Consider the following 12,502-nt stretch of genomic DNA (forward strand, 5'->3'; position numbering starts at 1 on the left):
CATACAAAAAAGCCCCGCGCCTGCGAACCCCACTTAACAGGACTCTGACGGGGGGCTTTGCTGTATGTGGCGATTAATGGTGTGCCAACAACTCGGTCAAACCCGACACTTGGGCGATTTCGCGCATGTCTTCGGGTAATCCACGAATGCTTAATGACTTGTTCTGGGCGTCTGCGTCCCGGATAAAGCACAACAGCAGCGACAAACCCACGCTGCTGGATTTAATGACCGCAGAGCAATCCACCACCAGGGCTTTGGCCAAGGCTTTTTTGATCAGCGCCTGACCTTCCTTGCGTAAACGAGGACCGGTCTGATAATCGAGTACGCCACTGAGGCGCAATTCGCTTTCGCCGGCCAGGGTGATGGCGGCTTCACTCATTGGCTCAGCTTCTCATCGGTTTTTTCCTTGGCTTTGGCGACTTCGCCAGCCCAGTTATCGATGGTCTTGTCCAGATTGTTGCCGTTACGGCTCATGGCATCAGCGAACTGATCGCGGAACAACTTGCCGATGTTGATGCCATTAATGATGACGTTACGCACCTTCCACTCGCCATTCACCTTATTAAGGGTATAGGACAACGGATAGATAGCGCCCTTCTCACCCTTCACGGTCATATCAACGCTGGTGCGATCGCCGCTTTCATCCTTGGCAGGAGAAACAGTGATGCCTTCGTTCTTGAACTCAAGCAAGGCGTTGCCATAGAACTGCATCAGGCTGCGCTTGAAGTTTTCTTGAAAGCGCTGCATTTGCGCAGGGGTGGCGTTACGCGAATATTTCACGGTCATGATGCTTCGCGAAATACCATCAACATCCACAACAGGGCCAACGATGTTGTTCAGAGCATCGTAAAACTTGGCTGGATTTTGCTTGTACTGCTCTTTATTAGCAGCCAGATCGGCCAGCAGCCGTGTGGTCGTATCAGAAACGATGTCATGGGCAGACTGGCCCGGTGCGGCGTTAGCCATCATCGGCAGTGCGGCTGCCAGAATAACCAGCAGGCCACGGCGCAAGAGAGAAATCATCTAAAAGCTCCTTATTTGGCTTCTTTGCTAACGGTATTCATCAGAAATTTTCCGATCAGATCTTCAAGCACCAGGGACGACTGGGTGTCGTGAATGGTGCCGCCATCTTTCAGCAGGGTGTCATCGCCACCGACGCTGATACCGATGTATTTCTCGCCCAGCAGACCCGCCGTGAGAATAGACGCTGTCGAGTCGGTCGGCAGGTTATCGACGCTCTTGTCGACTTGTAAGGTGACGCGGGCCGTGAAGTTGTCACGGTCCAGGTCGATCGCCGTGACCTTGCCGATAGTCACGCCCGCCATAGTGACCTTGGCGCGCACGGTCAGACCGGCGATGTTGTCAAAGTAAGCGTAGAGCTTATAAGTGTCGGTGCTGGCCGTCGGAGACAGTCCACTGACTCGCAGGGCAAGCAACAATAAAGCCAGGATGCCAGCCAGCAAAAACAGGCCGACACCGATTTCCATGGTGCGGTTTTGCATCAGAAATCTCCAAACATCAAGGCAGTCAAAATAAAGTCCAGCCCGAGGACTGCCAGCGAGGCATACACCACGGTCTTGGTAGTGGCACGGCTGATCCCCTCTGAAGTGGGCTCACAGTCATAACCTTGAAACACAGCAATCCAGGTCACCACAAAGGCAAACACGATGCTTTTGATGATCCCGTTGAGCACATCACCACTGAAGGTCACGCTGTTTTGCATGTTTGCCCAGTACGAGCCGTCATAAACGCCCAACCAGTCGACCGCCACCCACGAACCGCCCCAGATCCCGACCACGCTGAAAATCATCGCCAGCAGCGGCAGGGAAATAAAACCGGCCCACAAGCGAGGCGCAATGATGTACTTGAGCGGGTCCACACCGATCATTTCAAGGCTGGACAATTGCTCGCTGGATTTCATGTTGCCGATTTCAGCGGTCAGGGCTGAGCCCGCCCGCCCGGCAAACAACAGCGCAGTCACCACGGGTCCCAGTTCACGTAACAGGGTCAGGGCAACCATCTGCCCGACAGCCTGCTCGGAACCATAACTGGACAAAATGCTGAAACCTTGCAAGGCCAGCACCATGCCGATAAACACCCCGGACACGACGATGATGACCAGCGACATGACGCCAACAGAGTGCAATTGCTTGAGCAATAGCCCAAACATGCCGCCGATGCCACCACGCCCCAGCAAAGCGTGAAACAGGAAGATCACCGAACGCCCCAAGACCGAAACCATGTCGATCCCGGCCCGGCCAAATAACGCGATGCGGTCCATTATTGAATGCTTGCGCATCAGCGCTTCCCCAGTAAATCGGTTCGGTAGTCCGACGCCGGAAAGTGAAACGGAACAGGACCGTCCGGGTCGCCGTTCATAAATTGACGAATACGCGGGTTATCGGCATTCATCAGTTCTTCTGGCGTACCCTGCCCCAGCACCTGACCATCACCCACCACGTAGAGATAGTCAGCAATACTCGCGGTTTCAGCCAGATCGTGCGAAACAACAATACTGGTGATACCCAGCGCATCATTGAGCAAGCGTATCAGACGCACCAGAACACCCATTGCGATAGGGTCTTGCCCGACAAACGGCTCGTCATACATCAGGATTTGCGGGTCAAGGGCAATGGCCCGTGCCAGGGCAACTCGACGTTTCATGCCGCCGGACAGCTCATCCGGCATCAGATTGATGGCTCCGCGCAGTCCCACTGCCTGCAACTTGAGCAGCACGATGTCGCGAATCATTTCTTCAGGCAAATGGGTATGAACACGTAGCGGAAAGGCTACGTTTTCAAATACGTCCAGATCGGTGAACAACGCACCGCTCTGAAACAAAACGCCCATGTGCTTGCGCGCATCAAACAGGTCACTGCGCGACAGCGTCGGCAGGTTCTGACCGTTGACCCACACTTCACCGCTGCTGGGACGCAGTTGCATCCCCATCAAACGCAAAAGGGTAGTCTTGCCACAGCCCGAAGGGCCCATGATCCCAGTGACTTTGCCACGCGGGATCAAAATATCGACATTATTGAAGATGCTGCGCGTGCCGCGCTTGAAGGACACTCCCTTCAGCTCGACCGCGTAGGCGTTATCAGCGCTCATCTAAACTCCTTGCGATGCAGCCTCTGCCTCTCACTCGGACACCCGGCTCCTTCAGTAAAAAGAAGCATGCTCCCTGAGCGGGCCGAACTGGCGGCGAACTATACCACTGCTCTTACTGACCGCCCAAGGCCGAAGGAGTGCCCTGTAAGCATCCAGACAGCGAAATTAATCCCATTGAGCACCAAGGCCGTGACCTCTTTACAGGTGCAGACCACAAACTACGACGATCGCGCGTGAGTGATCAGCACATAACCGCTATAATCTTTGCCTTTTCTCAGGCTACCCGACTTCAAACATGAGCCAATCCAGCGACCTGATTCAATCTGCCCAACGCACCATCCGCCTCGAGCTGGAAGCTGTAGAAGGCTTGCTGACCCATATCGACGCTGATTTCGTGAGCGCTTGCGAGATGATTCTTGCAAGTAAAGGCCGTGTAGTTGTGGTCGGCATGGGCAAGTCCGGGCACATCGGCAATAAAATCGCCGCGACCCTGGCCAGCACCGGCACCACTGCTTTCTTCGTCCATCCGGCTGAAGCCAGTCATGGCGACATGGGCATGATTACCCGCGACGACATTATCCTCGCGCTGTCCAATTCCGGATCGACCGCTGAAATCGTGACCCTGCTGCCCCTGATCAAGCGCCTGGGCATCAAATTGATCAGCATGACCGGCAATCCCGAATCACCATTGGCCAAAGCCGCCGATGTCAGCCTGGATGCTCGCGTGGCACAAGAGGCTTGCCCACTCAATCTGGCGCCCACCTCCTCGACCACTGCGGCATTGGTACTGGGCGACGCACTGGCCATAGCTTTGCTTGAAGCGCGCGGCTTCACCGCCGAAGACTTTGCTTTTTCCCATCCAGGTGGCGCTCTGGGTCGACGCTTGCTGTTGAAAGTCGAAAACGTCATGCACTCGGGTGATGAATTGCCGCACGTGGTTCGCGGCACCTTGCTCAAAGATGCGTTGATGGAAATGACCCATAAAGGCCTCGGCATGACCGTGGTTATAGAAGAAGATGGCCGTCTGGCCGGGATCTTCACCGACGGCGACTTGCGTCGCACGCTGGATCGCGAGATCGATATTCGCAATGCCATCATCGACACGGTCATGACCCCACATGGCAAAACGGCACGAGCCGACATGCTCGCAGCCGAAGCCCTGAAGATCATGGAAGACCATAAAATCAGCGCACTGGTGGTTGTCGACAAGGAAGACCGCCCGGTAGGCGCCTTGAACATGCACGACTTGCTGCGCGCAGGAGTGATGTAATGACTCAAGAACTGCTTAAACGCGGTAAAGGTATTAAGCTGGCCGTCTTCGACGTCGATGGCGTGCTGACAGATGGGCGGCTGTACTTCCTTGAAGACGGCAGCGAATTCAAGTCGTTCAGTACACTCGATGGTCAGGGCATTAAAATGCTGATGGCTGCGGGCGTTCAAACAGCCATTATCAGCGGTCGCAAGACGCCTGCGGTTGAGCGTCGCGCGCAAAATCTGGGCATCCCACATCTGTATCAGGGCCGCGAAGACAAATTAGTGGTTTTGGACGAGCTTCTCGGCCAACTCAACCTAAGCTATGAGCAGGTTGCTTATTTGGGCGACGACTTACCCGACTTGCCGGTTATACGCCGCGTAGGCTTGGGCATGGCGGTTGCCAATGCGGCAAGTTTTGTTCGCCAGCACGCCCATGGGGTTACTCAGGCGCGAGGCGGCGAAGGTGCAGCGCGCGAATTTTGCGAGCTGATTCTGCGAGCCCAAGGCCGCCTTGATGCTGCCCTCGCCGCCTACCTATAGAGCTTTATATGCTGAGCAAAAAGATTCGCAACATCCTGCTATTCACAGTCATTGCCGCGTTGTTCGCGGCTGTTGGCTACTGGAATATCAGCCCGGAACGCTTTCTCGACCGCCCTCCCGTGGCTGTTGATGAAGGCGCCATTGACTACTACGCCCTGAAAACGCGCAGCCTTCAATATTTACCGGACGGCAAGTTGCAGTACGAAATGACCGCCGACAAGGTTGAACACTTGAAGGCATCCGAAGTCACCTTGCTGACCACTCCCGACCTGCAAATGTATCGCGGCACAGCCTATCCGTGGCACGTACAAAGCGAGCACGGTGAAGTGAACCCGGACGGTACTGAAGTTGAGCTGATCGACTCGGTGCGCGTAGCCCGTACCGACGAAAAAGATCGCACCACCATTATTACCAGCACCCGCATGACTGTTTTCCCTCAGAAGCAATATGCGCAGACCGACCGAGACGTTAGAATCGACGGCGCTGGCGGTGTAACGACTGGCAAGGGAATGAAAGCATATTTGAAAGACGGCAGGATGGACCTGCTGTCCAACGTAAGAGGACAGTATGAGTCTCGTTAAAACCCTCCCATTATTGCTCAGCCTGAGCGCAGCACTGGGAAGCGCGAGCGCCTGGGCTCTGCCGAACGACAATGAACAGCCTATTCACATCCAGGCTGATGATGCGCAGCTGGATGACAAAAACGGGGTCGCTACCTACAAGGGCGACGTCATCATCACCCAAGGCTCGATGAAGATTACCGGCAACAAGGTAACCATCACCCGTAACGCTGCGGGCGAAATTGACGTTGTGACGTCGGTGGGCAATCTGGCTTACTTCGAGCAATTGCAAAAAGCCACTGATCCAAAGCCCGTGCAGGCCTATGCCGTAACGATCCAATACCATGCGCCTCAAAATCGCATCGTACTGATCGACAAGGCCAAGGTTATCAATGACGGCAACACCACCGAAGGCGAGAAAATCGTCTACGACACCGTCAAGCAAGTGGCTAACGCTGGCCGTGCCAATGGCTCTAATGTCACCGCACCGCGACCACGCATCGATATGGTCATCCAGCCGAAGAAGAAAACTGACCAGCAGAAGGCCCGTTAATGGCTACTCTGAAAGCCCAGCATTTGGCTAAAAGCTACAAGAGTCGCCAAGTGGTACGCGATGTCAGCTTGTCAATCGACAGCGGGCAAATCGTAGGCTTGCTTGGCCCTAACGGCGCAGGCAAGACCACGTGCTTTTATATGATTGTCGGCCTGGTTCAGGCCGATCAGGGTCGCGTGCTGATCGATGATCTGGATGTCAGCCACCAACCCATGCACGGCCGCGCACGTGCCGGTATCGGGTACTTGCCACAGGAAGCGTCAATCTTCCGCAAGCTGTCGGTTGCCGACAACATCATGGCGATTCTCGAAACGCGCAAGGAGCTCGACAAGGCCGGTCGCCGTAAAGAGCTGGAAAGCCTGCTGCAGGAATTCCATATCAATCATATCCGCGACAGCCTGGGCATGAGCTTGTCCGGTGGTGAGCGACGCCGGGTAGAAATTGCCCGCGCTCTGGCTACCGCTCCGAAGTTCATCCTGCTCGACGAACCTTTTGCCGGCGTTGACCCCATTTCCGTGGGTGATATTAAACAGATCATTCACCACCTCAAAGCCAAAGGCATTGGCGTGCTGATCACAGACCACAACGTGCGTGAAACCCTCGATATCTGTGAAACCGCCTACATCGTCAACGACGGTCAACTGATCGCAGAAGGCGATGCTGAAACCATTTTGGCCAACAAGCTGGTTCGCGAAGTGTATCTGGGGCATGAGTTCCGCTTGTAAACCCCATCGTGAGTGGCCCCTTGTAGCGATAAACCTTGAACATCAATATGACGGTCAAGGTTTTTTCGCATTTGGGGCCCGCTTGCACGCCGCTTCTGAAAACATCTCAAACTAATTGGAAACGCCCCTAGTCAAACGTACTGGGTTCAGGCATATAATTTGCTTATGTTTGGCGCTCACGCGCCTTGGTAGTGGATGGCGCCATGCGCGCCGGCGAATAAGGTCTTAAGCCCCAGCCATGAAACCATCGCTAGTCCTGAGAATGGGCCAACAGCTGACGATGACACCGCAGCTGCAACAGGCCATCCGTCTGCTCCAATTGTCCACCCTGGATCTGCAACAGGAAATCCAGGAGGCTCTGGAATCAAATCCAATGCTCGAGCGCCAGGAAGAAGGCGACGACTTCGACAATTCAGACCCTCTGGCCGACAACATCGAGCAAAAACCCAATAACGATATTCAGGAGCCGTCGTATCAGGAGTCCACACCCACCGTGGACAACCTGGAAGAAGGTGAATGGAACGAACGCATTCCCAATGAGCTGCCTGTCGACACGGCTTGGGAAGACGTCTACCAAACCAGCGCCAGCAGCCTGCCAAGCAACGATGATGACGAGTGGGACTTCACCACCCGCACTTCGGCCGGCGAAAGCCTGCAAAGCCACCTGCTGTGGCAACTGAATCTGGCTCCCATGTCAGACACTGACCGGCTGATTGGCGTAACGCTCATCGACTGCATCAACAATCAAGGGTATCTCGACGAGTCACTAGACGAAATCCTTGAGGCATTCGACCCAGAACTCGACATCGAACTCGATGAGATCGAAGCCGTTCTGCACCGCATTCAGCAATTCGAACCAGCAGGGATTGGCGCCCGCAACCTCAGTGAGTGTCTGCTTCTTCAATTGCGCCAGCTGCCGTCCAAAACGCTATGGCTCAATGAAGCCAAGCGCCTGGTGACTGACTACATCGACCTCTTGGGCGCCCGCGATTACAGTCAGCTCATGCGCCGCATGAAGCTCAAGGAAGATGAGCTGCGTCAGGTCATTGAACTGATACAAAGCCTCAACCCGCGCCCCGGCTCGCAAATCGAGTCCAGCGAAGCCGAATACGTGGTACCGGACGTGATTGTGCGCAAGGACAATGATCGCTGGCTGGTTGAGCTTAATCAGGAGTCCATGCCACGTTTGCGGGTAAACCCTCAATACGCTGGTTTTGTGCGCCGCGCTGATACCAGCGCCGACAACACCTTCATGCGCAATCAGTTGCAAGAAGCTCGCTGGTTTATCAAAAGCCTGCAAAGCCGCAATGAAACGCTGATGAAAGTGGCGACGCAAATCGTCGAGCACCAGCGCGGCTTTCTGGAATATGGTGATGAAGCCATGAAGCCTTTGGTGCTGCATGACATTGCCGAAGCAGTAGGCATGCACGAGTCGACCATTTCCCGGGTGACCACGCAAAAGTTCATGCATACGCCCCGCGGCATTTATGAGTTGAAGTACTTTTTCTCCAGCCACGTCAGCACTTCTGAAGGGGGCGAATGCTCGTCCACAGCGATCCGCGCCATCATTAAAAAACTGGTGGCGGCTGAAAATCAGAAAAAGCCGTTGAGTGACAGCAAGATCGCTGGTTTACTGGAGGCACAAGGTATTCAAGTGGCCCGTCGCACCGTCGCGAAGTACCGCGAATCCCTCGGGATAGCGCCTTCCAGCGAACGCAAGAGGTTGATGTAAGCCACGGGCCACCGCGTTTCAGTGGCAGGCTGTTCGGCCTGCCACTTTATGCAATGGCAACCGAAGGAGAAACTGCATGCAAATCAACATCAGTGGACAGCATCTGGAAGTCACCGACGCGTTACGCGCTTACATAGGCGAAAAATTCAAACGCCTGGAGAACCATTTCGACAAGATCACCAATGCACAGGTCATCATGAAAGTCGAAAAACTTCAGCAGAAGATTGAAGCCACCCTGCATATCCCCAAGGGTCCGAAGGAAGTCGTTGCGAACGCAGAGCATACCGATATGTATGCTGCAATCGACCTGCTCGCTGACAAGCTCGATCGCCAACTGAAAAAACATAAGGAAAAGTCCCAAAGCCTGCTTCAAGGCGCAACGGGGCGTTAATACTCCATACCCATGATTCGACTTGAAAATATCCTGACCCCTGGCCGTTCCCTTGTGAACGTGCCGGGCGGCAGTAAAAAGCGCGTACTCGAACACACTGCCAAGCTGATTCACGATCAGGTGCCTGATCTGGCCATGCAGGACGTTTACGAGAGTTTGCTTGCCCGTGAAAAACTGGGTTCCACCGGTTTTGGTAACGGCATTGCCATACCTCATTGCCGCCTCAAGGGTTGCGAGTCGCCTGTCAGCGCCTTGTTGCACCTCGATGCGCCCATAGATTTCGACGCCATTGATGGCGCGCCAGTCGACCTGCTATTCGTTTTGCTCGTGCCTGAAGCGGCCACCGATGCTCATCTGGAACTGCTCAGGCAGATCGCCAGCATGCTCGACCGCAAAGACGTGCGCGACCAACTGCGCGCAGCCAGCAGCAACGAAGAGCTGTATAAGGTTGTTCTGGACGTACAGAGCGATCATTAATCATGCGCTTAGTCATCGTTAGCGGACGCTCAGGCTCCGGAAAAAGCACTGCACTGGCTGTCCTCGAAGACAACGGTTTCTATTGCATCGATAATCTGCCCGCCGGGCTGCTGCCAGAGCTGGCAGAGCGTGCGCTGATTCATACCGAATTGGCACAGCCGCTGGTTGCCGTGTCCATTGACGCACGTAACTTGCCCAGCCATTTGTCGCGTTTTCCGCAACTGCTTGAAGAGGTGCGCAACCGGCACATACAGTGCGATGTGCTGTTTCTGGATGCCGACGAAGAAACCTTGCTTAAACGCTTCTCTGAAACACGCCGGCGTCACCCACTGAGCAGCGCCAGTCGCTCTCTGGCCGAAGCCATACGTGACGAGAACCTCTTGCTCGGGCCCATTGCCGACCTGGCTGACCTGACGATCAATACCACCAACCTCAACCTCTATCAGCTGCGCGATACCATCAAGCTGCGTTTGCTGAACAAACCTGAGGCCGGGACCGCATTTTTGGTTGAGTCGTTTGGTTTCAAGCGTGGCATGCCGGTCGATGCCGACTTGGTGTTCGATGTGCGCTGCTTGCCTAACCCGTACTGGAAGCCAGAGCTACGCGAGCAATCGGGGCTGGACAAGCCTGTTGCAGACTACCTGGCAGCACAGCCGGATGTCGAAGAGATGTTCCAGGATATCTCCAGCTACCTGCTTAAATGGCTGCCCCGCTTCGCAGCCAGCAACCGGGCGTATGTCACCATTGGCATTGGCTGCACAGGCGGGCATCATCGCTCGGTCTACCTGACTGAACGCCTCGGTAAATGCCTGCAAGAAACCCTGAAGAACGTCCAGGTTCGCCACCGCGACCTTACCTGAAAGGATCACTACCGCGATGCCTGCACTGGAAATTGAAATCATCAACAAGCTGGGCTTGCACGCCCGGGCATCGGCCAAGTTCGTAGGTATCGCAGGACAGTTTCCATGTCTGGTCAGAGCAGGACGTACCGCTGACTCGATGGTGGATGGCAAAAGCATCATGGCCATGATGATGCTTGCCGCTGGCAAGGGCACGACTATCCACCTCAAGACTGAAGGCGAGAAAGAGCAGGAAGCCCTTGATGCCCTAACCAAACTCATCAATAACTACTTTGATGAAGGCGAGTAAGCCACGCTTAACCCAACGCCGTATCCATCACCATCATCAAGCAAAACCCTACACACAAGCCCAGACTGGCCAGTTTTTCGTGGCCATTGCGGCGTGATTCGGGGATGACTTCTTGCGTGACCACCAGCAGCATGGCCCCCGCCGCCAATGCCAACCCCATTGGCAACAATACTTCGGCCAGATTGACCAACCAGGCACAAAGCAAGGCGAACACCGGCTCGACAAGGCCTGAGGCAGCCCCGATCAAGAATGCCCTGACCCGCGACATGCCCGCGCCAGCCAACACCAATGCAATTACCAGCCCCTCTGGCACATCCTGAAGCGCAATGCCCATCGCCAGACTATCGGCGTCTGGCATTCCGCCGCCTGCCGACACCCCGACCGCCATGCCTTCGGGGATGTTATGCGCCACGATGGCAATCACGAACAACCAGATGCGCGGTGCAATCACGGGTTCACCGGGACGACTGACCAAGACTTCTGGCCCGCCTCCCGCGACCTTGCGGTCCACCAGAAACAAAAAGAAAGCGCCCAGCAAGATACCCGCACTGATCAACCCGCTGGCGGCCCAAGCTGACAAGCCAAGACTTTGAGCCGCTGCTATGCCGGGAACAATCAGCGAGAAGGCCGTGGCGGCCAGCATCACCCCGGCACCAAAGCCCAACAAGGTATCGCTGACCGCCACCGGCATCTTGCGAATAACCAGCACCGGCACCGCGCCCAGCGCCGTACCCAACGCGCAGAGCGCTCCGCCTTGCAGCGCCCGTAACATCCTGGGCTCCAGATCCAGCCAGACCAATCCCTTGGCTACCAGCAAGGCCGTGCCCGCCAACAGCAAGAGCGTGCCAAGGGCATAGCGAAACATTCGCACGCCCCCGACCGCTAATATTTGCGTGCCCATAATCTGCCTGAATCCTGTTGAGTCAGCCAATAGCGGCCTGATAACGACGCGCCACTTCTGGCCAATTAATAACGTTATAAAACGCACTGATGTATTCGGGACGACGGTTTTGGTAACGCAGGTAGTACGCGTGCTCCCACACATCCAGCCCAAGAATCGGCGTGTTGCCATTCATCAGCGGACTGTCCTGATTACCGCTGCTTTCGACGACCAGTGTTTTTTGTGGCGTGACACTCAACCATGCCCAGCCACTGCCAAAACGGGTCAATGCAGCCTTGGTAAAGGCTTCTTTGAACGCATCAAGCCCTCCCAACTGCTCATCAATCGCCTTAAGCAGTGCGCCTTCTGGAATACCTCCCCCTTTAGGGCTCATCACTTCCCAGAATAGAGAGTGATTGGCATGTCCACCGCCATGATTGATCACTGCCGGTCGCAGTTGCTCGGGCAATTGCTGAACGCTGGCGACCAGTTTTTCCACTGGCCAGTCTTCCCATTCGGTTCCCTGCACAGCCGCATTGAGATTATTGATATAGGTCTGGTGGTGTTTGGTGTGATGAATTTCCATGGTTTGCGCATCAATATGCGGCTCAAGGGCGTCATAGGCATAAGGCAAAGCAGGCAATGTGTAAGTCATATCAATGTACTCCTGAGTGATGGCCGCTGTGTACTGAACGCTCCAGGGTGGTTTGAGCCACGCTGTTTTTAAGCAACAGGCTGGAGCGCGGGTATTCACCGTATTCGCCAATGAAATTCAACAGTTCTACATAGGTCTTGCTGCTATGACGCAGCGCAGCCTGGCGCAACGCGGGGACCAAACGGTCGTTCTGCATGGTGTGCAGTAATCGTTGATGAATCGCACAGAGGTACTCAACGCTTTCTTCTGGCTGGTTGAGGCGCAAATGCAAATCCGCCAGGTTGTGGTGCGATATCACACACGCAGCCACTGCTTCGTCGGCATCACTCCAGCGCTCAAACAGAACCTGTGCCAGAGCAAGGGCCTGCAAGTAGTGCTCCCGGGCGTCGACCAGTTCGCCCTGAGCGAAACAGCGGTTCGCTCTTTCGATCGTGCGTTTCCAGTGCTCCATGTGAAACCTCCAAAGCAGTGTCGTGAG

Annotated in this window: 18 protein-coding genes; 10 read left to right on the forward strand and 8 right to left on the reverse strand. The window is 55.2% G+C overall.

What is annotated here, in order from left to right; genetic code table 11:
• Positions 1–73 precede the first annotated feature (73 nt).
• From FJD38_RS11710 to FJD38_RS11730, 5 genes are read right to left on the reverse strand one after another with little or no spacing between them, the layout of a single operon-like run.
• Positions 74–379: an STAS domain-containing protein gene (locus FJD38_RS11710; protein WP_122786407.1), complete on the reverse strand. Its 306-nt coding sequence runs from the start codon at positions 377–379 to the stop codon at positions 74–76.
• The gene (locus FJD38_RS11715) at positions 376–1,023 is read right to left on the reverse strand and encodes an MlaC/ttg2D family ABC transporter substrate-binding protein (protein ID WP_122786406.1); all 648 of its coding nucleotides are present in this window, start codon (positions 1,021–1,023) and stop codon (positions 376–378) included. The genes FJD38_RS11710 and FJD38_RS11715 overlap by 4 nt, the downstream gene beginning before the upstream one ends.
• Positions 1,024–1,034: 11 nt before the next feature.
• Positions 1,035–1,502 carry an outer membrane lipid asymmetry maintenance protein MlaD gene (gene mlaD / locus FJD38_RS11720; protein WP_122786405.1) on the reverse strand — a complete coding sequence of 156 codons (468 nt, stop codon included), beginning with the start codon at positions 1,500–1,502 and terminating at the stop codon, positions 1,035–1,037.
• A complete protein-coding gene (gene mlaE, locus FJD38_RS11725) occupies positions 1,502–2,299 on the reverse strand; it encodes a lipid asymmetry maintenance ABC transporter permease subunit MlaE (protein ID WP_122786404.1) in 798 nt (265 codons plus the stop codon). Before mlaE ends, mlaD begins: the two co-directional genes overlap by 1 nt.
• Positions 2,299–3,108: an ATP-binding cassette domain-containing protein gene (locus FJD38_RS11730; protein ID WP_146385426.1), complete on the reverse strand. Its 810-nt coding sequence runs from the start codon at positions 3,106–3,108 to the stop codon at positions 2,299–2,301. The genes mlaE and FJD38_RS11730 overlap by 1 nt, the downstream gene beginning before the upstream one ends.
• Before the next feature lie 295 nt (positions 3,109–3,403).
• Here FJD38_RS11730 and FJD38_RS11735 point away from each other — a divergent pair, with 295 nt between their 5' ends.
• From FJD38_RS11735 to FJD38_RS11780, 10 genes are all read left to right on the forward strand, one after another.
• A complete protein-coding gene (locus tag FJD38_RS11735) occupies positions 3,404–4,378 on the forward strand; it encodes a KpsF/GutQ family sugar-phosphate isomerase (RefSeq protein WP_122786402.1) in 975 nt (324 codons plus the stop codon).
• Positions 4,378–4,902, forward strand: a complete 525-nt coding sequence (locus FJD38_RS11740) for a KdsC family phosphatase (protein ID WP_122786401.1) — start codon at positions 4,378–4,380, stop codon at positions 4,900–4,902. Before FJD38_RS11735 ends, FJD38_RS11740 begins: the two co-directional genes overlap by 1 nt.
• 8 nt (positions 4,903–4,910) lie before the next feature.
• Complete coding sequence (gene lptC / locus FJD38_RS11745; protein WP_122786400.1) at positions 4,911–5,483, forward strand: LPS export ABC transporter periplasmic protein LptC; 573 nt, start codon at positions 4,911–4,913, stop codon at positions 5,481–5,483.
• On the forward strand, positions 5,470–6,015 hold the full coding sequence (gene lptA, locus FJD38_RS11750; protein ID WP_122786399.1) for a lipopolysaccharide transport periplasmic protein LptA: 546 nt from the start codon (positions 5,470–5,472) through the stop codon (positions 6,013–6,015). Before lptC ends, lptA begins: the two co-directional genes overlap by 14 nt.
• Positions 6,015–6,740, forward strand: a complete 726-nt coding sequence (lptB, locus tag FJD38_RS11755; protein WP_122786398.1) for an LPS export ABC transporter ATP-binding protein — start codon at positions 6,015–6,017, stop codon at positions 6,738–6,740. The genes lptA and lptB overlap by 1 nt, the downstream gene beginning before the upstream one ends.
• A gap of 238 nt (positions 6,741–6,978) precedes the next feature.
• Positions 6,979–8,472: an RNA polymerase factor sigma-54 gene (locus FJD38_RS11760; RefSeq protein ID WP_122786397.1), complete on the forward strand. Its 1,494-nt coding sequence runs from the start codon at positions 6,979–6,981 to the stop codon at positions 8,470–8,472.
• 76 nt (positions 8,473–8,548) lie between these two features.
• A complete protein-coding gene (hpf, locus tag FJD38_RS11765; RefSeq protein WP_122786396.1) occupies positions 8,549–8,863 on the forward strand; it encodes a ribosome hibernation-promoting factor, HPF/YfiA family in 315 nt (104 codons plus the stop codon).
• Between the two features lie 12 nt (positions 8,864–8,875).
• Complete coding sequence (ptsN, locus tag FJD38_RS11770) at positions 8,876–9,340, forward strand: PTS IIA-like nitrogen regulatory protein PtsN (protein ID WP_146385428.1); 465 nt, start codon at positions 8,876–8,878, stop codon at positions 9,338–9,340.
• Between the two features lie 2 nt (positions 9,341–9,342).
• Positions 9,343–10,200: an RNase adapter RapZ gene (gene rapZ, locus FJD38_RS11775; RefSeq protein ID WP_122786394.1), complete on the forward strand. Its 858-nt coding sequence runs from the start codon at positions 9,343–9,345 to the stop codon at positions 10,198–10,200.
• 16 nt (positions 10,201–10,216) lie between these two features.
• Entirely contained in the window at positions 10,217–10,489 is a 273-nt protein-coding gene (locus FJD38_RS11780) for an HPr family phosphocarrier protein (RefSeq protein ID WP_122786393.1), read from the forward strand.
• A gap of 7 nt (positions 10,490–10,496) precedes the next feature.
• On the opposite strand, the gene FJD38_RS11785 is transcribed toward FJD38_RS11780, so the two are convergent.
• The 3 genes from FJD38_RS11785 to FJD38_RS11795 are packed head-to-tail and all read right to left on the reverse strand — an operon-like array spanning position 10,497 to position 12,475.
• Positions 10,497–11,390, reverse strand: a complete 894-nt coding sequence (locus FJD38_RS11785) for a ZIP family metal transporter (protein ID WP_122786392.1) — start codon at positions 11,388–11,390, stop codon at positions 10,497–10,499.
• Between the two features lie 22 nt (positions 11,391–11,412).
• Entirely contained in the window at positions 11,413–12,024 is a 612-nt protein-coding gene (locus FJD38_RS11790) for a superoxide dismutase (protein WP_122786391.1), read from the reverse strand.
• Between the two features lies 1 nt (position 12,025).
• Positions 12,026–12,475 carry a hypothetical protein gene (locus FJD38_RS11795; RefSeq protein WP_146385430.1) on the reverse strand — a complete coding sequence of 150 codons (450 nt, stop codon included), beginning with the start codon at positions 12,473–12,475 and terminating at the stop codon, positions 12,026–12,028.
• Positions 12,476–12,502 lie beyond the last annotated feature (27 nt).

It is taken from the genome of Pseudomonas saxonica (genome assembly GCF_007858365.1).
GTDB classification, from domain to species: domain Bacteria; phylum Pseudomonadota; class Gammaproteobacteria; order Pseudomonadales; family Pseudomonadaceae; genus Aquipseudomonas; species Aquipseudomonas saxonica.